Source organism: Streptococcus nakanonensis, assembly GCF_059738785.1.
Window position 1 is genome coordinate 198,280 of the sequence record NZ_AP027139.1, and the last position, 22,524, is coordinate 220,803.

Annotated in this window: 27 protein-coding genes; 25 read left to right on the top strand and 2 right to left on the bottom strand. The window is 40.4% G+C overall.

Annotated features, from left to right (window positions below; translation table 11 throughout):
* Positions 1–212 precede the first annotated feature (212 nt).
* From AC6I9F_RS01065 to pcp, 3 genes are all read left to right on the top strand, one after another.
* Complete coding sequence (locus AC6I9F_RS01065; RefSeq protein ID WP_498022248.1) at positions 213–638, top strand: MarR family winged helix-turn-helix transcriptional regulator; 426 nt, start codon at positions 213–215, stop codon at positions 636–638.
* Positions 639–648: 10 nt separating this feature from the next.
* Positions 649–1,011, top strand: a complete 363-nt coding sequence (locus AC6I9F_RS01070) for a DUF1304 domain-containing protein (protein ID WP_498022250.1) — start codon at positions 649–651, stop codon at positions 1,009–1,011.
* A gap of 117 nt (positions 1,012–1,128) precedes the next feature.
* On the top strand, positions 1,129–1,773 hold the full coding sequence (pcp, locus tag AC6I9F_RS01075) for a pyroglutamyl-peptidase I (protein ID WP_498022252.1): 645 nt from the start codon (positions 1,129–1,131) through the stop codon (positions 1,771–1,773).
* 28 nt (positions 1,774–1,801) lie between these two features.
* Here pcp and AC6I9F_RS01080 read toward each other — a convergent pair whose 3' ends face one another.
* Positions 1,802–2,659 (bottom strand): DUF975 family protein, encoded by an 858-nt coding sequence (locus AC6I9F_RS01080; RefSeq protein WP_498022254.1) that lies wholly within the window; start codon positions 2,657–2,659, stop codon positions 1,802–1,804.
* A gap of 116 nt (positions 2,660–2,775) precedes the next feature.
* On the opposite strand from AC6I9F_RS01080, the gene tgt reads away from it, so the two are divergent.
* Together tgt and AC6I9F_RS01090 are read left to right on the top strand one after the other, a co-directional pair.
* A complete protein-coding gene (tgt, locus tag AC6I9F_RS01085) occupies positions 2,776–3,918 on the top strand; it encodes a tRNA guanosine(34) transglycosylase Tgt (RefSeq protein WP_001285237.1) in 1,143 nt (380 codons plus the stop codon).
* A 100-nt stretch (positions 3,919–4,018) separates the two neighbouring features.
* The gene (locus AC6I9F_RS01090) at positions 4,019–5,836 is read left to right on the top strand and encodes an acyltransferase family protein (protein WP_498022256.1); all 1,818 of its coding nucleotides are present in this window, start codon (positions 4,019–4,021) and stop codon (positions 5,834–5,836) included.
* A gap of 302 nt (positions 5,837–6,138) precedes the next feature.
* On the opposite strand, the gene AC6I9F_RS01095 is transcribed toward AC6I9F_RS01090, so the two are convergent.
* Positions 6,139–7,305, bottom strand: a complete 1,167-nt coding sequence (locus AC6I9F_RS01095; protein WP_000160552.1) for an IS30 family transposase — start codon at positions 7,303–7,305, stop codon at positions 6,139–6,141.
* Positions 7,306–7,531: 226 nt separating this feature from the next.
* Here AC6I9F_RS01095 and nagA point away from each other — a divergent pair, with 226 nt between their 5' ends.
* The 20 genes from nagA (at position 7,532) to AC6I9F_RS01195 (ending at position 22,524) form a co-directional block, all read left to right on the top strand.
* Positions 7,532–8,683, top strand: coding sequence for an N-acetylglucosamine-6-phosphate deacetylase (gene nagA / locus AC6I9F_RS01100; protein ID WP_498022258.1), 1,152 nt, complete (start codon positions 7,532–7,534; stop codon positions 8,681–8,683).
* A gap of 162 nt (positions 8,684–8,845) precedes the next feature.
* Positions 8,846–9,904, top strand: a complete 1,059-nt coding sequence (locus tag AC6I9F_RS01105; protein ID WP_000649459.1) for a zinc-dependent alcohol dehydrogenase family protein — start codon at positions 8,846–8,848, stop codon at positions 9,902–9,904.
* 150 nt (positions 9,905–10,054) lie between these two features.
* A complete protein-coding gene (locus AC6I9F_RS01110; RefSeq protein ID WP_045606653.1) occupies positions 10,055–10,420 on the top strand; it encodes a DUF1033 family protein in 366 nt (121 codons plus the stop codon).
* Between the two features lie 76 nt (positions 10,421–10,496).
* Entirely contained in the window at positions 10,497–11,438 is a 942-nt protein-coding gene (gene comGA, locus AC6I9F_RS01115; RefSeq protein WP_173278619.1) for a competence type IV pilus ATPase ComGA, read from the top strand.
* Positions 11,386–12,402: a competence type IV pilus assembly protein ComGB gene (gene comGB / locus AC6I9F_RS01120; RefSeq protein WP_173278629.1), complete on the top strand. Its 1,017-nt coding sequence runs from the start codon at positions 11,386–11,388 to the stop codon at positions 12,400–12,402. Before comGA ends, comGB begins: the two co-directional genes overlap by 53 nt.
* Before the next feature lies 1 nt (position 12,403).
* Positions 12,404–12,730 carry a competence type IV pilus major pilin ComGC gene (gene comGC / locus AC6I9F_RS01125; RefSeq protein ID WP_261013499.1) on the top strand — a complete coding sequence of 109 codons (327 nt, stop codon included), beginning with the start codon at positions 12,404–12,406 and terminating at the stop codon, positions 12,728–12,730.
* Positions 12,723–13,127, top strand: coding sequence for a competence type IV pilus minor pilin ComGD (comGD, locus tag AC6I9F_RS01130; RefSeq protein WP_261013505.1), 405 nt, complete (start codon positions 12,723–12,725; stop codon positions 13,125–13,127). Before comGC ends, comGD begins: the two co-directional genes overlap by 8 nt.
* Positions 13,090–13,392: a competence type IV pilus minor pilin ComGE gene (gene comGE, locus AC6I9F_RS01135; RefSeq protein WP_000413380.1), complete on the top strand. Its 303-nt coding sequence runs from the start codon at positions 13,090–13,092 to the stop codon at positions 13,390–13,392. Before comGD ends, comGE begins: the two co-directional genes overlap by 38 nt.
* Positions 13,355–13,816 (top strand): competence type IV pilus minor pilin ComGF, encoded by a 462-nt coding sequence (gene comGF, locus AC6I9F_RS01140; RefSeq protein WP_414307077.1) that lies wholly within the window; start codon positions 13,355–13,357, stop codon positions 13,814–13,816. Before comGE ends, comGF begins: the two co-directional genes overlap by 38 nt.
* Entirely contained in the window at positions 13,794–14,195 is a 402-nt protein-coding gene (gene comGG, locus AC6I9F_RS01145) for a competence type IV pilus minor pilin ComGG (protein ID WP_498022264.1), read from the top strand. The genes comGF and comGG overlap by 23 nt, the downstream gene beginning before the upstream one ends.
* Before the next feature lie 32 nt (positions 14,196–14,227).
* Entirely contained in the window at positions 14,228–14,815 is a 588-nt protein-coding gene (locus tag AC6I9F_RS01150) for a class I SAM-dependent methyltransferase (protein WP_498022266.1), read from the top strand.
* Positions 14,816–14,875: 60 nt separating this feature from the next.
* Positions 14,876–15,829 carry a class I SAM-dependent methyltransferase gene (locus AC6I9F_RS01155; RefSeq protein ID WP_498022268.1) on the top strand — a complete coding sequence of 318 codons (954 nt, stop codon included), beginning with the start codon at positions 14,876–14,878 and terminating at the stop codon, positions 15,827–15,829.
* A gap of 50 nt (positions 15,830–15,879) precedes the next feature.
* Positions 15,880–17,070, top strand: coding sequence for an acetate kinase (locus AC6I9F_RS01160; RefSeq protein WP_173278808.1), 1,191 nt, complete (start codon positions 15,880–15,882; stop codon positions 17,068–17,070).
* A 148-nt stretch (positions 17,071–17,218) separates the two neighbouring features.
* Positions 17,219–17,590 (top strand): ribonuclease P protein component, encoded by a 372-nt coding sequence (gene rnpA, locus AC6I9F_RS01165; protein ID WP_000739245.1) that lies wholly within the window; start codon positions 17,219–17,221, stop codon positions 17,588–17,590.
* The gene (locus AC6I9F_RS01170) at positions 17,565–18,389 is read left to right on the top strand and encodes a membrane protein insertase YidC (protein ID WP_228343433.1); all 825 of its coding nucleotides are present in this window, start codon (positions 17,565–17,567) and stop codon (positions 18,387–18,389) included. Before rnpA ends, AC6I9F_RS01170 begins: the two co-directional genes overlap by 26 nt.
* 17 nt (positions 18,390–18,406) lie before the next feature.
* On the top strand, positions 18,407–19,396 hold the full coding sequence (jag, locus tag AC6I9F_RS01175) for an RNA-binding cell elongation regulator Jag/EloR (RefSeq protein WP_498022270.1): 990 nt from the start codon (positions 18,407–18,409) through the stop codon (positions 19,394–19,396).
* 50 nt (positions 19,397–19,446) lie between these two features.
* On the top strand, positions 19,447–20,070 hold the full coding sequence (locus tag AC6I9F_RS01180) for a ribonuclease P (protein ID WP_265526888.1): 624 nt from the start codon (positions 19,447–19,449) through the stop codon (positions 20,068–20,070).
* 130 nt (positions 20,071–20,200) lie between these two features.
* Positions 20,201–21,658 (top strand): PTS ascorbate transporter subunit IIC, encoded by a 1,458-nt coding sequence (gene ulaA / locus AC6I9F_RS01185; RefSeq protein WP_265526880.1) that lies wholly within the window; start codon positions 20,201–20,203, stop codon positions 21,656–21,658.
* A 22-nt stretch (positions 21,659–21,680) separates the two neighbouring features.
* Positions 21,681–21,962 carry a PTS sugar transporter subunit IIB gene (locus tag AC6I9F_RS01190; RefSeq protein ID WP_000241466.1) on the top strand — a complete coding sequence of 94 codons (282 nt, stop codon included), beginning with the start codon at positions 21,681–21,683 and terminating at the stop codon, positions 21,960–21,962.
* Positions 21,963–22,038: 76 nt separating this feature from the next.
* Positions 22,039–22,524, top strand: coding sequence for a PTS sugar transporter subunit IIA (locus tag AC6I9F_RS01195; RefSeq protein ID WP_265526881.1), 486 nt, complete (start codon positions 22,039–22,041; stop codon positions 22,522–22,524).

The window sequence follows — 22,524 nt, forward strand, 5'->3', positions numbered from 1 at the left end:
AATCTCTTCAAACCACGTCAGTTTTATCTGAAATTTGAGCAATCTGTGACTAGCTTCCTAGTTTGCTCTTTGATTTTCATTGAGTATCAATTTGAATGGAAAATGGAAAGTTATCATCTTGTAATGATTCAAGCAACATTCTTGCAATCTATTTTACTTTGTATTATACTTGATTAGTCAACTATTGATAAATCAATAAAAGAGAAGAAGAAATGATAGAGATTCAAGATTTACTGTATCAACTCCGCTTGTCTGAGCAAGCGAGTACGCAATTATTTGAAAAAAGACTTGGGATTAGTTTGACACGGTATCAGATTTTACTGTTTTTACTGGAGCATTCCCCTTGTAACCAAATGGCAGTTCAGGAGCGTTTGAAGATTGATCAGGCTGCCTTGACACGACATTTCAAGATTTTGGAAAAGGAAGGTCTGGTGGAGCGTCATCGCAATCCTGAAAATCAACGAGAAGTGTTGGTAGAGACTACGAAGTATGCCAAGGAGCAGTTAGTTGTGAATCCGCCTCTGCAGCATATCAAGGTTAAAGAAGCGATGGAAAGTATCTTAACAGAGTCTGAAAGAACAGAACTCAGCCGTTTAGTAAATAAATTGGTTTTGGGTATTGAAAATATAGAAATTTAAGGAGAAATAGGTGTCAATTATGACAATCATTTTAGCAACGATTGTTGCTTTGGAGCATTTTTACATTTTTTATTTGGAAAGTATTGCAACGCAATCAGATGCGACTAGTCGTGTCTTTAACATGGACAAGGAAGAACTGGCTCGTCCGTCAGTAAGTTCATTGTTTAAAAATCAAGGGATTTATAATGTTCTGCTAGGAGTCTTTCTCCTGTATGGGATTTATTTCTCACAGAATTTAGAAATTGTGACTATTTTTGTTTTATTTGTGATTGGGGCGGCGGCTTATGGCTCTCTCACAGCAGATAAAAAAATTATTTTAAATCAAGGAGGGCCAGCTATTTTGGCCTTGATTAGTATTTTTCTCTTTAAATAAGTTTAAAGATCAATCTTAGTCTCTCTAGTCCTTTTTACTCCAGAATAAGGGAAATATGTTATACTTGTTTTATTGTCGGAAAAAGAGTTTCATGGAATTGGTTGTAAGGAGTTAGAAATGAAAGTATTGGTGACAGGTTTTGAGCCCTTTGGAGGGGAAAAGGTTAATCCAGCTTTAGAGGCCGTTAAAGGTTTACCAGCTGAAATCCATGGCGCTGAGGTCCGTTGGCTAGGAGTGCCAACAGTCTTTCACAAATCGGCCCAAGTGTTGGAAGAAGAGATGAGTCGTTATCAACCTGATTTTGTCCTTTGTATCGGGCAAGCGGGTGGAAGAACTAGCTTGACGCCTGAACGAGTGGCCATTAACCAAGACGATGCACGCATTCCTGATAATGATGGCAATCAACCGATTGACCTTCCCATTCGCCCAGATGGTGCTCCTGCCTACTTTAGTAGTTTGCCGATTAAAGCGATGGTTCAAGCTATAAAAAAAGAGGGATTGCCGGCCTCTGTTTCCAATACGGCAGGTACTTTTGTCTGCAATCATTTGATGTATCAGGCCCTCTATTTGGTAGAAAAGAAATTTCCACATGTTAAGGCAGGTTTTATGCATATTCCTTATATGATGGAACAGGTGGTGAATCGACCGACTACTCCAGCTATGAGTTTAGTGGATATTAGGCGAGGGATAGAAGCGGCAATCGGCGCCATGATAGAACATGGAGATCAGGACCTCAAGTTGGTAGGCGGAGAAACTCATTGATAGAAAAAAGCGGCTTGAGGGGTTACCTTCAAGCTTTTGGACGTTTTCGAGCCAGTACTGCTCGGTAAAAAATCATTTTATTGATTTGAATGTAGGGTAGGAGTGAGAAACTAGCAATTTCAAAGGTAATCCAATTGAGGAAATACCAAGGAAGGAGTTGTAAGTCTAGGACAAAGCGTTGAAACTTGTAGCCTTTCATTAAGAAACGGCTGGTTTTTAGGATTTGTCCTGGTTTGGCTTGTCCTAAGTCTAGGGTGTCACAGAGGAGAAATTCTACCTGCGAATAGGCATAGTATTGTGGAATATAGAGACTATTTCCTACAACCATCAAGAGGATACTTGCTAGAAAGTAAAGACCAAAGGTCATGAGGAAGCGTTCCGTTTCAACTGACGTGAGATCCAGATTGGGAAACTCAGGGTGAAGGGCAACGAATTTCTTGGCTAAAAAGCTACTGTAAAAAAGGAAGTAAATTCCAAGCAAACTAGGAATGCCCCATAAAAAGAGATAGAAACGTTTGAGAAGAAGAGTCAAAAAGGTTTGTGAAAAGTGCTCTTCGTCAAATAGAGCCAGACTATTTTTGACGGATAGTTCTGTATCTGGATTCTTGATGAGTTTCAGCGTTGTATAAACTGAACTGGTTAGAAGTATTGTTCCGATAAAGGAGACTAATAGTGGAAAAAGGTAAGCTTGGAATATATGACCAAACACGCTTAAAAAGGGTTGTTCTAAAACACTCTCGTTGATGCGCTCTAAGGGATTAAGAAAGCCAGACAATATGACCAGCATGCTAGGTAAGAGATAGACGAGAAAGAGGCGGGGATTTTCAGCCTGAAATTGTCTGGCTTGCAGACGAATGGTTTTTAAATCAATTTTTGGGTATTTCATTCTCTCATTATACCATAGTTCGTGACAGTTCCGGCTTTTTTTGATAAAATCATACAGTATGCCCTTGGGCACAAAGTATGAACTGGGACTGTTTTTCCCAGCTTCGGAGGTAAAAAATGTCAGATTCACCAATCAAATATCGTTTGATTAAGAAAGAAAAACACACAGGAGCTCGTCTGGGAGAAATCATCACTCCTCACGGCACCTTCCCGACGCCTATGTTTATGCCAGTTGGGACTCAAGCCACTGTCAAAACTCAGTCGCCTGAAGAATTGAAGGAGATGGGGTCGGGAATTATCCTATCAAACACTTATCATCTCTGGCTTCGTCCTGGAGATGAACTCATTGCTCGCGCAGGTGGTCTCCACAAGTTCATGAATTGGGACCAGCCTATCTTGACAGATAGTGGTGGTTTTCAGGTTTATTCCTTAGCAGATAGCCGTAATATCACAGAAGAAGGAGTAACCTTTAAAAACCATCTCAATGGTTCTAAGATGTTCCTATCGCCAGAAAAAGCCATCTCTATTCAGAACAATCTGGGCTCAGACATCATGATGTCTTTTGATGAATGCCCTCAGTTTTACCAACCTTACGACTACGTTAAGAAATCAATCGAGCGTACCAGCCGTTGGGCTGAGCGTGGTTTGAAGGCTCATCGTCGTCCGCATGACCAAGGATTATTTGGGATTGTGCAGGGGGCAGGATTTGAAGACTTGCGTCGCCAATCGGCTCATGACCTTGTCAGCATGGACTTCCCAGGCTATTCTATCGGTGGTTTGGCAGTGGGAGAAACCCACGAGGAGATGAATGCCGTCTTGGACTTCACAACCCAACTGCTTCCTGAAAATAAACCTCGCTATTTGATGGGTGTGGGAGCACCAGATAGTTTGATTGATGGGGTGATTCGTGGTGTAGATATGTTTGACTGTGTCTTGCCAACTCGTATCGCTCGTAACGGGACTTGTATGACTAGTCAAGGTCGTTTGGTTGTCAAAAATGCTCAGTTTGCTGAGGACTTTACGCCACTGGATCCTGAGTGTGATTGCTACACATGTAAGAACTATACACGCGCTTATCTTCGTCACCTGCTCAAGGCTGATGAAACCTTCGGTATCCGCTTGACTAGCTACCATAACCTTTACTTCTTGCTCAACCTGATGAAGCAAGTGCGACAAGCCATCATGGATGACAATCTCTTGGAATTCCGTGAGTATTTTGTTGAAAAATATGGCTATAATAAGTCAGGGCGTAATTTCTAAAACGGAATAGATATAAGCTAAAAATCCTAAGTTTTCTCTTGGGATTTTTCTTCTTTTTTTGATAGAATAAAGTGTACAATGAAAGGGAGAATAAACTCGTATGCGCATTAAATGGTTTTCCTTGATTAGGATTACAGGTTTACTTTTGGTACTCTTGTATCACTTCTTTCAGACCATCTTTCCTGGAGGATTTTTCGGGGTAGATGTCTTTTTCACATTTTCAGGTTTCCTGATTACGGCTTTACTTATCGAAGAATTTTCTAAAAACCATGAGATTGACTTGATTGGATTTTTTAGGAGACGTTTTTATCGGATTGTGCCACCTGTGGTTTTGATGGTCTTGGTGACCATGCCCTTTACTTTCTTGGTTCGCCAAGACTATGTGGCTGGAATTGGTGGTCAGATTGCGGGTGTCTTAGGCTTCATGACCAACTTCTATGAACTCCTAACAGGTGGGAGTTATGAATCTCAGTTCATTCCTCATTTGTTTGTTCATAATTGGAGCTTGGCTGTTGAGGTTCACTACTATATTCTTTGGGGATTGGCAGTTTGGTTTTTATCCAAACAGGCTAAATCAAATGGTCAGTTGAAGGGAATGGTCTTTCTCTTATCTGCTGTTGCCTTCTTGATCAGCTTCTTCTCCATGTTTATTGGTAGTTTTCTAGTAACCTCTTATTCCTCTGTTTACTTCTCCAGTTTAACTCATGTCTATCCATTCTTTTTGGGAAGTGTGCTAGCAACTATTGTAGGCGTTCGTCAGACGACTTCCCTAGTCAAGCAGTTGGATAAAATCTGGGATTTACGAAAGACCCTTTTAGTTTTTGGAGGAGGTTTGGGCTTCTTACTCATTTTGACCTTCTTTGTCAAATTTACCTATCTCTTTGCCTATCTTATTGGCTTCTTGCTTGCCAGCCTTGCAGCCCTTGCTATGATTCTGGCGGCGCGTGTCTTACATGAAAAGACACATCATATACAAGAGCCAAAGATGATCAGCTTTTTAGCGGATACTAGCTATGCAGTTTATCTCTTCCATTGGCCTTTCTACATTATTTTCTCACAGTTGACCTCAAATCTTTTTGCTGTGTTACTGACTTTGATTTTTTCTTATGGATTCGCCAGCCTATCATTTTATGTGTTGGAACCTTGGATTGCAGGAAAGGACACACCTATTATACAAATCCTTCGTCCCCTGCCTTATATTCACGCAATTCTTGCGACAAGTACAGGAATCTTGGCTTTCATTGTCCTCTTAGTGACTTTGTTGGCACCACAAGTGGGAGCGTTTGAGACAGACTTAACTGTCAATGGTTTGAAGCAAGCTGCAACAAATATTAGCCAGACCAAGATGATGACAGAACGGGCAGATGCAAATAGTTTGGGGATTGCTGATGGCACTATGTTAATTGGTGACTCGGTGGCCTTAAGGGCAAATACAGCCCTGCAGACAGCCCTTCCTGGAGCACAGATTAACGCACAAGTCAGCAGAACAACCAAGACCGCCAATGAAATCATGCTAAATAATAGCCAGAATAAATTTTTACCTAAGATGGTGGTCATTGCAACAGGGGTAAATAATCCTGAAAATTACAAGGAAGATTGGGATAGTATCGTGAAAAATCTTCCTAAGGGCCACCATATGGTTTTGGTGACTCCTTATGAGGGGGATAAGACAAAAGAGACCTATGCAATCGTTGAGAAGGCGGCTGCCTATATGAGAGAATTGGCAGAGAAGACACCTTATATCACAGTTGCTGATTGGAATCAAGTTGCGAAAGAACATCCAGAAATCTGGGCAGGAACAGACCAAGTCCATTTCGGAAGTGACACTAGCACTATTGAAGCAGGAGCTAAATTGTATGCAGATACGATTGCCACAGCTTTGCAGACGGCTCAAGACAAGCCAGTCAAATCAAAATAACCTGTATTACAGAGAAAAGAGTTGGAGAAATCCAGCTCTTTTAAAATATCGGTAAATTCCCAAACTAAGTTCCACCGCTAGTAGAAGTGGAAGTTAATCTGATAAAAATTGTAAAAACCAGTGGAAATCCATGTCAGGGTAAGTTCCACTGGTTTTACTAATGCTTGATTTTATTGCTTTTGTAGCCAAAATGAATCGAAAAAAAGAGCGCACAAAATCCTCTTATCTGAAAGCGTTTCAGATTAAGTTCCGCTATGGTGGAAGTTAGTGTGAGACGTTTGAATAGGGTTTTAGGTTAGTTTTTAGAACTTATGTTGGAGTAATTTAGAAGACTGACAGACGTCTTCTGCAGGTATTTTAGAAATACCGAGAAGCTTAGGAATTTCTTCTCCATAAGTAAAGGCAAAGAGTTCATAAGCTGACTTTCCATTCAAAGCAGCACGTTTGACGCTGTTGACATGAGAGCAGACGAGATTGATGTCCTCTTGAGTTAAATTGTCAAAAGAAGTTCCTTTAGGTAGAATGTCGCGAATCAGCGTGTGATTTTTCTCAATTCTCCCTTTCTGGTCAGAGCGATTAGGGTCACAAAAGAAGAGTTTACTCTCTCCTCGCACATCCATTTCGATGTCATCAACCCTGGCAAACTCTCCACCATTATCGGTAAGAATGACAGGGAAGAGTTGGAAGAAATCTTTGTCCGCTTGGTGAAGAGTGTTCTTGATGTCATAGAGATGTTTGGTAACCTCAAGGGCAGTTTTATTATCCAGAAGTCTAGCGAAGATAAAGTTACAGAAAGATAGATTGAAGGTGAGTAGGACTTTACCTCCCATTCTCCCCATAACTGTGTCCATTTCCAGCCAAGAGTCTAGTTGATTCAGTGCTAAATAGTTTTGGAAATCCTCATAGGAACGGCCTTTTTTAGCTTCTTTAGGGATGGAAGGTAGCTTACTTTTTCGTCTTTCTTTGAATTTAACGGCTCTGGCAAGATCAATCGGAGCGATAGATAGGTACCCTTTTCGGATGTGTCGATAGACAGTTGAGGAGCTGACATCAAGGTTATGAGTTTTGAGAATATGATAGATGTGTTGTCCTTTTTTAACCCCATCAGAAATGACTTTGTCCATGTCCCAGAAGGTCTTGGAATTGAGGGGAGTTCCTTCACGAGCTTCGCCAAGAGTTTGTTCGTATTGTTTTTGAGCTTGCTTAGCGAGGTAGAAGATCTTCTTATAGCCACAATTCTGTCTTCTTTTAGGGCAGCCGTTACAGACAAAGGGAGCTTTGTCGAGTAGAGGGCAAGGAAGGTTATGGCATGTAGACTCTCGGACTTGTCTGTTTCGTTTGACTTCTTTAGAAACAGTAGTCGGGTCTTTTAGAATGGATTGTCCAATAGCTTTGAAGGTTTCACTGCGCTCTAAACCTAATTGGATATCATTACGGTCTGAAAGGGTAAGGTGTTTATGTTTTGTCATAGTAGACCTCGTTTCTAACTCAAACGTCTCACACTTAATTCCACCATAAAAATCCGTTTTAGACTAATTTCCACTTTGGTCAGGCAAGTGGAAGTTACTTTGAGAAGTTACACTTTTAAAATATCTCTAGAAAATAGGTCTATACCATTTACAAATGAATCAGAAAGGTTTATAATGTAATTGACATAATAAATATCAAAAGTAATCTTTTAAGGAGGTCATTATTATGCCTAATTACGTTAAAGCGGATCAGTTTTTCTATCCATTTGGCATTCGTCGCGGTGGGTACTTAGAACTTGTTGATGGCAAATTTGGGAAACATGTGGATCAAATTCCTGAAGGAGCAGAGGTTCTTGACTATACTGGTTATAGCATTGCACCAGGTCTTGTGGATACTCATATTCATGGATATGCAGGTGTAGATGTGATGGACAACAACATTGAAGGTACATTGCATACTATGAGTGAAGGACTTCTTAGTACCGGTGTTACCAGTTTCTTGCCCACAACTTTAACAGCCGCTTATGAGCAATTACTTGCAGTCACTGAAAATCTTGGAAACCATTATAAAGAAGCAACAGGTGCTAAGATTCGTGGGATTTATTATGAAGGTCCATATTTCACAGAAACTTTTAAGGGGGCACAAAATCCAACTTATATGAGAGACCCGGGTGTTGAGGAGTTTCATTCTTGGCAGGAAGCTGCAAAAGGGATGCTAAATAAAATCGCTATTGCACCAGAACGTGATGGGGTGGAAGATTTTGTACGTACTATTACAGGTGAAGGTGTGACAGTTGCACTTGGACACTCAGATGCGACATTTGAACAAGCTAAGAAGGCAGTCGATGCTGGAGCGAGTGTTTGGGTACATGCCTATAATGGGATGCGTGGTTTAACACACCGCGAACTAGGTATGGTAGGAGCTATGTATGAGCTCCCACATACTTACGCAGAATTGATTTGTGATGGTTATCACGTAGATCCAAAAGCTTGTGAGATTTTACTTAAGCAAAAGGGGACAGAAAACATCGCTCTTATCACGGACTGTATGACAGCTGGTGGGCTTGAAGACGGTGACTATATGTTGGGAGAATTCCCTGTTGTAGTAGCAAATGGAACTGCACGTCTCAAATCTACTGGTAATTTGGCAGGTTCTATCCTCAAACTTAAAGATGGTATGAGAAATGTAGTCGAGTGGGGTATTGCAAATCCACACGAAGCGGTCATGATGGCTAGCCTTAACCCAGCAAAATCTGTTCACATTGATGATGTCTGTGGCCAAATCCGTGAAGGCTACGACGCTGACTTCATCGTATTAGATAAAGATTTGGAATTGGTAGCAACCTACCTAGACGGTGTGAAACGTTATCAAGCATAAGAGAGAAAGCAGAAGTTAGAGATTAGCTTCTGCTTTTTTATGTATGGTGCTTTACTGGTAAACAAAAAAGTTAAAAAAATCACAAAAAATCTTGAACAAGCAAATGAAAAGGTTTACAATTATATTATAAATAGTACAAATAAAAAAACGGAGGAGTGCTTTATGAAAGCCTATACTTATGTTAAACCAGGACTTGCTTCTTTTGTTGACGTTGACAAACCAGTTATTCGCAAGCCAACAGACGCTATTGTGCGTATCGTAAAAACCACTATTTGTGGAACAGACCTCCATATTATCAAAGGGGATGTTCCTGCTTGCCAAAGTGGTACCATTCTTGGTCACGAAGGGATTGGGATTGTTGAAGAAGTTGGGGAAGGAGTTTCTAACTTCAAAAAAGGCGACAAGGTCTTGATTTCTTGTGTTTGTGCCTGTGGTAAATGCTACTACTGTAAAAAAGGAATTTATGCCCATTGTGAAGACGAAGGGGGCTGGATTTTCGGTCACTTGATTGACGGTATGCAGGCTGAATATCTACGTGTCCCTCATGCAGATAACACTCTTTACCACACTCCAGAAGACTTGTCAGACGAAGCTTTGGTTATGCTATCAGACATTCTGCCTACTGGATATGAAATTGGTGTCTTGAAAGGGAAAGTAGAACCTGGTTGCAGCGTAGCCATTATTGGTTCAGGACCTGTTGGATTGGCTGCTCTATTGACAGCTCAATTCTATTCACCAGCTAAATTGATTATGGTAGACCTAGACGATAACCGCTTGGAAACTGCTGTATCATTTGGTGCGACTCACAAGATTAATTCTTCAGACCCTGAAAAAGCGATTAAAGAAATTTATGATTTGACAGATGGTCGTGGTGTAGATGTTGCTATCGAAGCTGTTGGTATTCCTGCAACATTTGATTTCTGTCAAAAGATTATCGGTGTAGACGGAACGGTTGCCAACTGTGGTGTACATGGTAAACCAGTCGAATTCGATTTAGATAAACTTTGGATTCGCAACATCAATGTAACAACTGGTTTGGTATCTACAAATACAACTCCACAATTGTTGAAAGCACTTGAAAGTCATAAGATTGAGCCAGAAAAATTGGTAACTCATTATTTCAAACTAAGTGAAATTGAAAAAGCCTATGAAGTTTTCAGTAAAGCGGCAGACCACCATGCAATTAAGGTAATCATCGAAAACGATATTTCAGAAGCTTAAGTAGTAAAAACATTTTGGAACATAAGCAAATAGAAATTCAGTCATCATAAGATGGCTGGATTTTTTATCAAAAATTTAAGAAATGAGCATATTTCTTTTCTTGTTTAATGGAATTAGTTATAATATACGATACAAAGGAATTGAATGAATATGTATCGTGTTATAGAAATGTATGGAGATTTTGAACCCTGGTGGTTCTTAGAAGGTTGGGAAGAAGATATTGTAGCTAGTAAGAAATTTGACCAGTATTATGATGCTCTCAAATACTACAAAACTTGCTGGTTTAAATTAGAACAAGAATCCCCTCTTTATAAAAGCAGAAGTGACTTGATGACCATTTTTTGGGATCCAGAAGACCAACGCTGGTGTGATGAATGTGATGAATATTTACAACAATACCATTCTTTGGCTCTTTTACAGGATGAGCAGGTTATTCCAGATGAAAAACTACGCCCAGGCTATGAAAAACAAACAGGTAAGGAAAGGCACCGTTCTTGCCGTATGAAATTAAAATAGAAAAAAAGTAACTTTTTTGGAGTTGCTTTTTTTATTTTCCCAAATCTTTGCGAATAGTATAGGTGAGGAGGTAAGTATGGTTCAAGAAATTGCACAAGAAATCATTCATTCAGCTCGGAAAAAAGGAGCGCAAGATATTTATTTTGTTCCTAAGTTAGACGCTTATGAGCTTCATATGAGAATAGGAGACGAGCGCTGTAAAATCGGTTGTTATGATTTTGAAAAGTTTGCGGCCGTCATCAGTCACTTTAAGTTTGTAGCTGGTATGAATGTTGGAGAAAAGCGACGTAGTCAACTTGGTTCCTGTGATTATGCATATGACGATAAGATGGCGTCACTACGTTTATCTACCGTAGGCGATTATCGAGGACATGAGAGTTTGGTGATCCGTTTGTTGCACGATGAGGAGCAGGATTTGCATTTTTGGTTTCAGGATATTGAAGAACTGGGTAAGCAGTACAGGCAACGTGGTCTCTATCTCTTTGCTGGTCCAGTCGGAAGTGGCAAGACAACCCTGATGCATGAATTGTCCAAGTCTCTCTTTAAAGGACAGCAAGTCATGTCCATCGAAGATCCTGTCGAAATCAAGCAGGACGACATGCTCCAGTTGCAATTGAACGAAGCAATCGGACTGACCTATGAAAATCTAATCAAACTTTCCTTGCGTCATCGACCAGATCTCTTGATTATCGGAGAAATTCGGGACAGCGAGACGGCGCGTGCAGTGGTCAGAGCCAGTTTGACAGGGGCGACAGTCTTTTCAACCATTCACGCCAAGAGTATTCGAGGTGTTTATGAACGTTTACTGGAGTTGGGTGTGAGTGAGGAGGAATTGGCAGTCGTTCTGCAGGGAGTCTGCTACCAGAGATTAATCGGGGGAGGAGGAATCGTTGACTTTGCAAACAAAGACTATCAAGAACACCAGCCAACTAGCTGGAATGAACAGATTGACCAGCTTCTTAAAGATGGACATATCACAAGTCTTCAGGCTGAAACGGAAAAAATTAGCTACAGCTAAGCAAAAAAATATCATCACCCTGTTTAATAATCTCTTTTCCAGCGGTTTTCATCTGGTGGAGACCATCTCCTTTTTAGATAGGAGTGCTTTGTTGGACAAGCAGTGTGTGACCCAGATGCGTACAGGCTTGTCTCAGGGAAAATCATTCTCAGAAATGATGGAAAGTTTGGGTTTTTCAAGTGCCATTGTCACTCAGTTATCCCTAGCTGAAGTCCATGGAAATCTCCACCTGAGTTTGGGAAAGATAGAAGAGTATCTAGACAATCTAGCCAAAGTCAAGAAAAAATTAATTGAAGTAGCGACCTATCCTTTGATTTTGCTGGGTTTTCTTCTCTTAATCATGCTGGGACTACGGAACTATCTACTACCACAACTGGATAGTAGCAATATTGCCACCCAAATCATTGGCAATCTGCCACAAATCTTTCTAGGCATGGTAGGGTTTGTTTCCATACTTGCCCTTTTAGCACTCACTTTTTATAAAAGAAGTTCTAAGATGCGCGTCTTTTCTATCCTAGCACGCCTTCCCTTTTTTGGAATTTTTGTGCAGACTTATTTGACAGCCTATTATGCGCGTGAATGGGGGAATATGATTTCGCAGGGAATGGAGCTGACGCAGATTTTTCAGATGATGCAGGAACAAGGTTCTCAGCTCTTTAAAGAAATCGGTCAAGACCTAGCTCAATCCCTACAAAGTGGCCGCGAATTTTCTCAAACCATAGCAACCTATCCTTTCTTTAAGAAGGAGTTGAGCCTCATCATCGAGTATGGGGAAGTCAAGTCCAAGCTGGGTAGTGAGTTGGAAATCTATGCTGAAAAAACTTGGGAAACCTTTTTTACCCGAGTCAACCGCACCATGAATCTGGTGCAGCCACTGGTCTTTATCTTTGTGGCACTGATTATCGTTTTACTTTATGCGGCAATGCTGATGCCCATGTATCAAAATATGGAGGTAAATTTTTAACATGAAAAAAATGATAACATTCTTGAAAAAAGCTAAGGTTAAAGCTTTCACACTTGTGGAGATGTTGGTGGTCTTACTCATCATCAGCGTACTTCTCTTGCTCTTTGTACCTAATTTGACCAAGCAAAAAGAAGCAGTCAATGACAAAGGAAAAGCTGCTGTTGTTAAGGTGGTGGAAAGCCAGGCAGAACTTTATAGCTTAGATAAAAATGAAGAGGCTAGCCTAAGCAAGTTAAAAGCAGATGGGCGAATCACAGAAGAACAGGTTAAAGCCTATAATGAATACTATACAAAAAATGGAGGAAAAAATCGTACAGTCAATGATTAAGGCCTTTACTATGCTGGAAAGTCTCTTGGTTTTGAGTCTTGTGAGTCTCCTTGCCTTGGGATTGTCTGGTTCTGTTCAGTCCACTTTTGCAGCGGTAGAGGAGCAGATTTTCTTTATGGAGTTTGAAGAACTCTATCGGGAAACCCAAAAACGCAGTGTAGCCAGTCAGCAAAAGACTAGTCTGAACTTAGATGGGCAGACGATTAGCAATGGCAGTCAAAAGTTGACAGTTCCTAAAGGAATTCAGGCACCATCGGGACAAAGTATCACATTTGACCGGGCTGGGGGCAATTCGTCCCTGGCTAAGGTTGAATTTCAGACCAGTAAAGGAGCGATTCGTTATCAATTATATTTAGGAAATGGAAAAATTAAACGCATTAAGGAAACAAAAAATTAGGGCAGTAATTTTACTGGAAGCAGTAGTCGCTCTAGCTATCTTTGCTAGCATTGCAACCCTCCTTTTGGGACAAATTCAAAAAAATAGGCAAGAAGAAGCAAAAATCTTGCAAAAGGAAGAAGTCTTGAGGGTAGCTAAGATGGCTCTGCAGACAGGTCAAAATCAGGTAAATATCAACGGAGTTGAGATTCAGGTGTTTTCTAGTGAAAAGGGATTGGAGGTCTACCATGGTTCAGAACAGTTGTTGGCGATCAAAGAGCCATAAGGTCAAGGCTTTTACTTTGTTAGAATCCCTGATTGCCCTCATTGTCATCAGTGGAAGTTTACTCCTCTTTCAAGCCATGAGTCAGCTCCTCATTTCAGAAGTTCGCTATCAGCAGCAAAGCGAGCAAAAAGAGTGGCTCTTGTTTGTGGATCAGTTGGAGGCGGAATTAAATCGTTCGCAATTCGAAAAAGTGGAGGGCAATCGCTTATACATGAAGCAAGATGGCAAGGACATCGCCATCGGTAAGTCAAAGTCAGACGATTTTCGGAAAACCGATGCCAGTGGACGGGGTTATCAACCTATGGTTTATGGCCTCAAATCTGCGCAGATTACAGAGGACAATCAACTGGTGCGCTTTCGTTTTCAATTCCAAAAAGGCTTAGAAAGGGAGTTCATCTATCGTGTGGAAAAAGAAAAAAGTTAAGGCAGGTGTTCTCCTCTATGCAGTCAGCATGGCAGCCATTTTTAGTCTTTTGTTACAATTTTACTTGAACCGACAAGTCGCCCACTATCAAGACTATGCTTTGAATAAAGAAAAACTGATTGCTTTTGCCATGGCTAAACGAACCAAGGATAAAGCCGAGCAAGAAAGCGGGGAACAGGTCTTTAATCTGGGTCAGGTAAGCTATCAAAACAAGAAAACAAACTTGGTGACAAGGGTTCGTACGCCTAAGAGACAATATGAATTCATCTTTCCTTCAGTCAAAATCAAAGAAGAGAAAAAGGATAAAAAGGAAGAGGTAGCGACCGATTCAAGCGAAAAAGTGGAGAAGAAAAAATCAGAAAAGAAAGAGAATTCCTAGCCAATCAAGCTACTTTGTGCTAAACTAAAAATATGAAACATGATTTTAACCACAAAGCAGAAATTTTTGATTCACCTAAAAATATCTTCCTTGCAAACTTGGTTTGTCAAGCAGTCGAGAAACAGATTGATCTTCTATCAGACAAAGAAATTTTGGATTTCGGTGGAGGGACGGGGCTATTAGCCTTGCCTCTGGCCAAACAAGCAAAGTCTGTAACATTGGTGGATATTTCAGAGAAAATGCTGGAGCAAGCTCGTTTGAAAGCGGAGCGACAAGACATCAAGAATATCCAGTTTTTGGAGCAAGATTTATTGAAAAATCCCTTGGAGAAAGAGTTTGATTGCATTGTCGTTAGTCGGGTTCTTCATCATATGCCTGATTTGGATGCGGCTTTCTCACTGTTTTATCAACATTTGAAGGAAGATGGGCGACTCCTTATTGCTGATTTTACCAAGACGGAGGCTAACCATCATGGATTTGAATTGGTTGAACTGGAAAACAAGCTAGCCCAGTTTGGTTTTTCGAGCATTGATAGTCAGATTCTTTACAGTGCTGAAGACCTGTTTCAAGGAAATTACTCAGAACTCTTTTTAACAGTAGCCCAAAAATCACTCACCTAGTCAGGGAGTGATTTTTCCATAACGATGGAAAAAAGAAGGGAAATTTGATAAGATAGGAATATGGATTTTGAAAAAATTGAACAAGCTTATACCTATTTACTGGAGAATGTCCAAGTCATTCAAAGTGATTTGGCGACCAACTTTTATGACGCCCTGGTGGAGCAAAACAGTATCTATCTGGATTGTGAGACTGAGTTAGAGCAGGTCAAGGAGAACAATCAAGCCCTTAAGCGTTTAGCACTTCGCAAAGAAGAATGGCTTAAGACCTACCAGTTTCTCTTGATGAAGGCTGGGCAGACAGAGCCCCTACAGGCCAATCACCAGTTTACACCAGATGCCATTGCTTTACTTTTGGTGTTTATTGTCGAAGAGTTGTTTAAAGAGGGGGAGATTACTATCCTCGAAATGGGTTCTGGGACGGGAATTCTGGGAGCTACTTTTTTGACCTCGCTTGCTAAAAAAGTGGATTACTTGGGGATGGAAGTGGATGATTTGCTGATTGATTTGGCAGCAAGCATGGCAGATGTGATTGGTTTGCAGGCTGGCTTTGTCCAAGGAGATGCCGTTCGTCCACAAATGCTCAAAGAAAGCGATGTGGTCATCAGTGACTTGCCTGTCGGCTATTATCCTGATGATGCCGTTGCGTCGCGCCATCAAGTTGCCTCTAGTCAAGAACATACTTACGCCCATCACTTGCTCATGGAACAAGGACTCAAGTATCTCAAATCAGATGGCTACGCTATTTTTCTAGCTCCGAGTGATTTGTTGACCAGTCCTCAAAGTGATTTGTTGAAAGGGTGGTTGAAAGAGGAGGCGAATCTAGTTGCCATGATTAGTCTGCCTGAAAATCTCTTTGCTAATGCTAAACAATCTAAGACCATTTTTATCTTACAGAAGAAAAGTGAAACGGCAGTAGAGCCTTTTGTTTATCCACTTGCTAGCTTGCAAGATGCAAGTGTTTTAATGAAATTTAAAGAAAATTTTCAAAAATGGACTCAAGGTACTGAAATATAAAATAGATTTTGTTATAATAGATGAAAACGCTTAAAAAGGGGTATCATGTTATGACAAAAACAATTGCAATCAATGCGGGAAGTTCAAGTTTGAAATGGCAATTATACTTAATGCCAGAAGAAAAAGTATTGGCGAAAGGTTTGATTGAACGTATCGGTTTGAAAGATTCAATTTCAACTGTAAAATTTGATGGCCGTTCTGAACAACAAATTTTGGATATCGAAAATCACACACAAGCTGTTAAAATTTTATTGGATGACTTGATTCGTTTCGATATTATCAAGGCTTATGATGAGATTACAGGTGTTGGTCACCGTGTTGTTGCCGGTGGAGAATATTTCAAAGAATCAACAGTTGTTGAAGGAGATGTTTTAGAAAAAGTTGAAGAGTTGAGTTTGTTGGCTCCTCTCCACAATCCAGCCAATGCAGCAGGTGTTCGTGCCTTCAAGGAATTGTTGCCAGACATTACCAGTGTAGTTGTTTTTGATACTTCATTCCACACAAGTATGCCAGAGAAAGCTTATCGCTACCCTCTACCAACAAAATATTACACAGAAAACAAGGTTCGTAAATACGGTGCCCACGGGACAAGTCACCAGTTTGTAGCAGGAGAAGCTGCAAAACTCTTGGGACGTCCATTAGAAGACTTGAAATTGATTACTTGCCACATCGGTAATGGTGCTTCTATTACAGCTGTTAAGGGTGGTCAATCTGTCGATACTTCAATGGGCTTCACTCCACTTGGTGGTGTGATGATGGGAACTCGTACAGGGGATATTGACCCAGCTATCATTCCTTACTTAATGCAATATACAGAGGACTTTAATACTCCTGAAGACATTAGTCACGTCCTTAATCGTGAATCAGGACTAATGGGTGTTTCAGGTAAATCGAGTGATATGCGTGATGTGATTGCTGCGAAAGAAGCAGGAGATCATGATGCTACCTTGGCCTATGAAATCTATATTGATCGTATCCAAAAACATATCGGTCAATACCTCGCAGTCCTAAACGGAGCAGATGCTATTATCTTTACAGCGGGTGTAGGAGAAAATGCAACCGATGTACGTGAAGATGTTATCTCAGGTATCTCTTGGTTTGGCTGTGATGTTGATGATGAAAAGAATGTCTTTGGTGTGACAGGAGACATCTCAACAGATGCAGCGAAGATCCGTGTATTGGTTATTCCAACAGATGAAGAGCTAGTCATTGCCCGTGACGTTGAACGCTTGAAAAAATAAGTAAAATTAGAAAAAATATTTAGTACAAGGAGTTGGGAAAGAGATTTTCCAGCTTCTTTTTCTGATGAAATTGTCCAAAACCTTGCTATGATTGGCTTTTTTGAAAAATATGGTATAATAGTAGTAATTTAATAGATGGAGTTGAGTTTTGAAGAAAAACTTTCGTGTAAAAAGAGAGAAAGATTTTAAGGCGATTTTCAAGGAGGGGACAAGTTTTGCCAATCGCAAATTTGTTGTCTACCAATTAGAAAACCAGAAAAACCATTTTCGAGTAGGTCTATCAGTTAGCAAAAAACTGGGGAATGCCGTCACTAGAAATCAAATTAAGCGACGGATTAGGCATATTATCCAGAATGCAAAAGGGAGTCTGGTAGAAGATGTCGACTTTGTTGTCATTGCTCGAAAAGGGGTCGAAACCTTGGGATACGCAGAGATGGAGAAAAATCTACTCCACGTATTAAAATTATCAAAGATTTACCAGGAAGGAAATGGGAGTGAAAAAGAAACTACAGTTGACTAGTTTGCTAGGACTGTCCCTATTTATCATGACAGCCTGTGCGACTAATGGGACAACTAGCGATATTACAGCCAATTCGGCTGATTTTTGGAGTAAATTTGTTTACTTCTTTGCGGAAATCATTCGCTTTTTATCGTTTGATATCAGTATCGGAGTGGGGATTATTCTCTTTACGGTCTTGATTCGTACAGTCCTCTTGCCAGTCTTTCAAGTGCAAATGGTGGCTTCTAGAAAAATGCAAGAAGCTCAACCACGCATTAAGGCGCTTCGAGAACAATATCCAGGTCGAGATATGGAAAGCAAAACCAAGCTAGAGCAAGAAATGCGTAAAGTCTTTAAAGAAATGGGTGTCAGACAGTCAGATTCTCTTTGGCCGATTTTGATTCAGATGCCGGTTATTTTGGCCTTGTTCCAAGCTCTATCAAGAGTTGACTTTTTAAAGACAGGTCATTTCTTATGGATTAACCTTGGTGGTGTGGATACAACCCTTGTTCTTCCGATTTTAGCAGCAGTATTCACCTTTTTAAGTACTTGGTTGTCCAACAAAGCCTTGTCTGAGCGTAATGGGGCTACGACTGCGATGATGTATGGGATTCCAGTCTTGATTTTTATCTTTGCAGTTTATGCGCCAGGTGGAGTCGCCCTATACTGGACAGTGTCCAATGCTTATCAAGTCTTGCAAACCTATTTCTTGAACAATCCATTCAAGATTATCGCAGAGCGCGAGGCCGTAGTACAGGCACAGAAAGATTTGGAAAATAGAAAAAGAAAAGCCAAGAAAAAGGCTCAGAAAACGAAATAATAAGGAGGAATCTGGTAATGGTAGTATTTACAGGTTCAACTGTTGAAGAAGCAATCCAGAAAGGATTGAAAGAATTAGATATTCCAAGGAAGAAGGCTCATATCAAAGTCATTTCTCGTGAGAAAAAAGGCTTTCTTGGCTTATTTGGTAAAAAACCAGCCCAAGTGGATATCGATGCTATTAGTGAAACGACAGTTGTAAAAGCAAACCAACAAGCTGTAAAGGGAGTTCCAAAACAAATCAATGATTTGAATGAGCCTGTTAAAACAGTCAGTGAAGCAACGGTTGATTTGGGTCATGTTGTAGAAGCAATTAAAAAGATTGAAGAGGAAGGCCAAGGTATTTCTGATGAAGTCAAGGCTGAAATCTTAAAACATGAAAGACATGCCAGCACTATCTTAGAAGAAACTGGTCACATTGAGATTTTAAATGAATTACAACTTGAAGAAACTGCTCTCGAAGGAGAAGTAGAAACTCCTAATATTGAAAGCCAAGCCGAGCAAACTGAAAGTCAAGAACTAGAAGGCTTGGGCTTGAAAGTTGAACCGAGCTTTGATATTGAACAAGTAGCTACGGAAGTAACGACTTATGTTCAAACAATTATTGATGACATGGATGTTGAAGCCACACTTTCAAATGATTATAACCGTCGTAGTATCAATTTGCAAATTGATACTAACGAACCAGGTCGTATTATCGGTTACCATGGCAAAGTCTTGAAGGCCTTGCAACTGTTGGCTCAAAATTATCTTTACAACCGCTATTCAAGAACCTTCTACATTACTATTAATGTCAATGATTATGTTGAACACCGTGCAGAAGTCTTGCAGACCTATGCTCAAAAATTGGCGACTCGTGTTTTAGAAGAAGGGCGCAGCCATCAAACGGATCCAATGTCAAATAGCGAACGCAAGATTATCCATCGTATTATTTCACGTATGGATGGCGTGACTAGTTACTCTGAAGGTGACGAGCCTAATCGCTATGTTGTTGTAGATAGAGAATAAGTAAAATCAGGTTTATCCTGATTTTTTGCTAGTTAGAGGAGGTTAAAATGATGTTGAATAAGATAAGAGACTATCTAGACTTTGCAGGGATCCAGTATCGTAATCCAGATAAAGCGGGAGAAGAGCGAGAGAAAATGCTGGAATTGCGCCACAAAGGTCAAGAGGCACGAAAGGCTTTTACAGAGCTAGCCAAAGCCTTTCAAGCAAGCCATCCAGAATGGCAACTCCAACAGACTAGTCAGTGGATGAATCAGGCACAGCGTTTGAGACCACATTTTTGGGTTTATCTACAGAGAGACGGACACGTGACAGAACCTATGATGGCCTTACGCTTATATGGAAGTCCTTCTGATTTTGGAGTCTCACTAGAAGTCAGTTTTATCGAACGTAAGAAGAATGAGGAGACTCTAGGCAAGCAGGCTAAGGTTCTAGAAGTTCCAGTGGTAGAAGGGATTTATTATCTATCCTACTCAGATGGGGAAAGTCAAAGATGGGAGGCGAACGAAGAAAATCGTCAAATTTTAAAAAATAACTTATCCAATCAGGAAGTCCGAAAAGTGTTAGTTAAAATAGATGTCCCTATAACAGAAAATTCATCTGAAGGAGAAATCCTAGAAGCCCTACTGGAATCTTATGAAACAATTCTTCCCTTTTATCTATCTACGAGAAAATAAGATAAGCCGTAAAATATCATAAATCATACAGTCCAAGAGTGAACAGTCCGCTGTGTAATTCTTGGTCTTTTTGTTTCCGTTTTCACATTATATAATAAACTTACAAAAACAATTCAAAAGGAGAACAATTATGGAAGTCATTTCAAGTGTTCTAAATTGGTTTTCTAGCAATATTTTGCAGAATCCCGCATTTTTCGTAGGTTTATTGGTGTTGATAGGATATGCACTTTTGAAAAAACCTGCTCATGACGTTTTCTCAGGTTTCGTTAAAGCAACAGTAGGATATATGTTGCTCAACGTGGGTGCTGGTGGTTTGGTTACCACCTTCCGTCCAATCTTGGCAGCCCTTAACTACAAATTCCAAATTGGTGCAGCGGTTATCGACCCTTACTTTGGCCTTGCTGCAGCAAACAACAAAATTGCAGCTGAGTTTCCAGATTTCGTCGGAACTGCAACTACAGCTCTATTGATCGGTTTTGGAGTAAATATCTTGCTTGTAACTCTACGCAAGATTACGAAAGTAAGAACCCTCTTTATTACTGGTCACATCATGGTACAACAAGCTGCGACTGTATCTCTTATGGTTCTATTCTTAGTCCCACAATTGCGAAATGCTTATGGTACAGCAGCAATCGGTATCATCTGTGGCCTTTACTGGGCAGTTAGTTCAAATATGACTGTTGAGGCAACTCAACGTCTGACTGGTGGTGGCGGATTTGCGATTGGTCACCAACAACAATTTGCAATCTGGTTTGTAGATAAAGTGGCAGGACGCTTTGGTAAGAAAGAAGAAAGTCTAGACAATCTTAAATTGCCTAAGTTCCTCTCAATCTTCCATGATACTGTTGTTGCCTCTGCTACTTTGATGCTCGTTTTCTTTGGAGCCATTCTGTTAATCTTGGGTCCAGATATTATGTCTAATAAAGAAGTCATCACTTCAGGAACTCTATTCAATCCTGCAAAACAAGATTTCTTTATGTACATTATCCAAACAGCCTTCACCTTCTCAGTTTACTTGTTCGTTTTGATGCAAGGTGTCCGCATGTTCGTATCTGAGTTGACAAATGCCTTCCAAGGTATTTCAAACAAATTGTTGCCAGGTTCATTCCCAGCAGTCGACGTTGCAGCTTCTTATGGATTCGGTTCTCCAAACGCGGTCTTGTCAGGATTTGCCTTTGGTTTGATTGGTCAATTGATCACAATTGTCTTGCTCATCGTCTTTAAAAACCCTGTCCTTATTATTACAGGATTTGTACCAGTGTTCTTTGATAATGCAGCCATCGCGGTCTATGCTGATAAGCGTGGCGGATGGAAAGCAGCCGTTATCCTATCCTTCATCTCAGGTGTCCTCCAAGTTGCTCTAGGAGCTCTCTGTGTGGCCCTTCTTGACTTAGCATCTTACGGTGGTTACCATGGAAATATCGACTTTGAATTCCCATGGCTTGGATTTGGATACATCTTCAAATACCTCGGTATTGTTGGTTATGTACTTGTGTGTCTCTTCTTGCTTGTTATTCCTCAACTTCAATTTGCCAAAGCAAAAGATAAAGAGAAATATTACAACGGTGAAGTTCAAGAAGAAGCTTAGTATCTAGAAAAGGAGAAATAAAATGGTTAAAGTATTAGCAGCGTGCGGAAATGGAATGGGTTCATCAATGGTTATCAAGATGAAGGTTGAAAATGCTCTCCGTAAGCTTAATCAAACAGATTTTACAGTCAATTCATGCAGTGTCGGTGAAGCTAAAGGTTTAGCAGCAGGATATGACATCGTAATCGCTTCTCTTCATTTGATTCAAGAATTGGAAGGACGAACTAATGGGAAGTTAATTGGGCTTGACAACTTGATGGATGATAAAGAAATCACTGAAAAACTCAGTCAAGCACTACAGTAAAAGGTTGGAGGGGGCTGGACAGAAACTGAGAGTTATCGTTTCTGTCCAGCCCCCTCTTTAAATAAAGGAGGCAGATATGAATTTAAAACAAGCTTTAATTGACAATGACTCGATCCGACTAGATTTAGAGGCTCACGATTGGAAAGAAGCAGTCAAGGTAGCAGTAGATCCCTTGATTGAAAGTGGGGCAATTTTGCCAGAGTATTACGATGCTATCATTGAATCGACTGAAGAGTATGGCCCTTACTATATCTTGATGCCAGGTATGGCTATGCCCCACGCTAGACCTGAAGCGGGTGTGCAAAGTGATGCCTTTTCATTGATTACCTTACAAAATCCTGTTGTATTTTCAGATGGGAAAGAGGTATCTGTTTTGTTGGCACTAGCAGCAACAAGCTCAAAAATTCACACAAGTGTAGCCATTCCACAAATCATTGCCCTGTTTGAATTAGAAGATTCTATTGCACGTTTACAGGCTTGCCAGACTAAAGAAGACGTCTTGGCCATGATTGAAGAATCTAAGGATAGCCCTTATCTCGAAGGATTGGATTTGGAAAGTTAG

Excerpts from the sequence above, each read along its gene's own strand:
- AC6I9F_RS01195 (WP_265526881.1), top strand. The coding sequence starts at position 22,039 with ATGAATTTAAAACAAGCTTTAATTGACAATGACTCGATCCGACTAGAT.
- AC6I9F_RS01180 (WP_265526888.1), top strand. The coding sequence starts at position 19,447 with ATGTTGAATAAGATAAGAGACTATCTAGACTTTGCAGGGATCCAGTAT.
- comGF (WP_414307077.1), top strand. The coding sequence starts at position 13,355 with ATGGTTCAGAACAGTTGTTGGCGATCAAAGAGCCATAAGGTCAAGGCT.
- comGC (WP_261013499.1), top strand. The coding sequence starts at position 12,404 with ATGAAAAAAATGATAACATTCTTGAAAAAAGCTAAGGTTAAAGCTTTC.
- AC6I9F_RS01150 (WP_498022266.1), top strand. The coding sequence starts at position 14,228 with ATGAAACATGATTTTAACCACAAAGCAGAAATTTTTGATTCACCTAAA.
- jag (WP_498022270.1), top strand. The coding sequence starts at position 18,407 with ATGGTAGTATTTACAGGTTCAACTGTTGAAGAAGCAATCCAGAAAGGA.
- AC6I9F_RS01105 (WP_000649459.1), top strand. The coding sequence starts at position 8,846 with ATGAAAGCCTATACTTATGTTAAACCAGGACTTGCTTCTTTTGTTGAC.
- tgt (WP_001285237.1), top strand. The coding sequence starts at position 2,776 with ATGTCAGATTCACCAATCAAATATCGTTTGATTAAGAAAGAAAAACAC.
- comGD (WP_261013505.1), top strand. The coding sequence starts at position 12,723 with ATGATTAAGGCCTTTACTATGCTGGAAAGTCTCTTGGTTTTGAGTCTT.
- AC6I9F_RS01110 (WP_045606653.1), top strand. The coding sequence starts at position 10,055 with ATGTATCGTGTTATAGAAATGTATGGAGATTTTGAACCCTGGTGGTTC.
- AC6I9F_RS01155 (WP_498022268.1), top strand. The coding sequence starts at position 14,876 with ATGGATTTTGAAAAAATTGAACAAGCTTATACCTATTTACTGGAGAAT.
- AC6I9F_RS01065 (WP_498022248.1), top strand. The coding sequence starts at position 213 with ATGATAGAGATTCAAGATTTACTGTATCAACTCCGCTTGTCTGAGCAA.
- AC6I9F_RS01095 (WP_000160552.1), bottom strand. The coding sequence starts at position 7,305 with ATGACAAAACATAAACACCTTACCCTTTCAGACCGTAATGATATCCAA.
- AC6I9F_RS01080 (WP_498022254.1), bottom strand. The coding sequence starts at position 2,659 with ATGAAATACCCAAAAATTGATTTAAAAACCATTCGTCTGCAAGCCAGA.
- AC6I9F_RS01160 (WP_173278808.1), top strand. The coding sequence starts at position 15,880 with ATGACAAAAACAATTGCAATCAATGCGGGAAGTTCAAGTTTGAAATGG.
- comGA (WP_173278619.1), top strand. The coding sequence starts at position 10,497 with ATGGTTCAAGAAATTGCACAAGAAATCATTCATTCAGCTCGGAAAAAA.
- AC6I9F_RS01090 (WP_498022256.1), top strand. The coding sequence starts at position 4,019 with ATGCGCATTAAATGGTTTTCCTTGATTAGGATTACAGGTTTACTTTTG.
- ulaA (WP_265526880.1), top strand. The coding sequence starts at position 20,201 with ATGGAAGTCATTTCAAGTGTTCTAAATTGGTTTTCTAGCAATATTTTG.
- pcp (WP_498022252.1), top strand. The coding sequence starts at position 1,129 with ATGAAAGTATTGGTGACAGGTTTTGAGCCCTTTGGAGGGGAAAAGGTT.
- comGB (WP_173278629.1), top strand. The coding sequence starts at position 11,386 with ATGGACATATCACAAGTCTTCAGGCTGAAACGGAAAAAATTAGCTACA.
- AC6I9F_RS01190 (WP_000241466.1), top strand. The coding sequence starts at position 21,681 with ATGGTTAAAGTATTAGCAGCGTGCGGAAATGGAATGGGTTCATCAATG.
- comGE (WP_000413380.1), top strand. The coding sequence starts at position 13,090 with ATGGAAAAATTAAACGCATTAAGGAAACAAAAAATTAGGGCAGTAATT.
- nagA (WP_498022258.1), top strand. The coding sequence starts at position 7,532 with ATGCCTAATTACGTTAAAGCGGATCAGTTTTTCTATCCATTTGGCATT.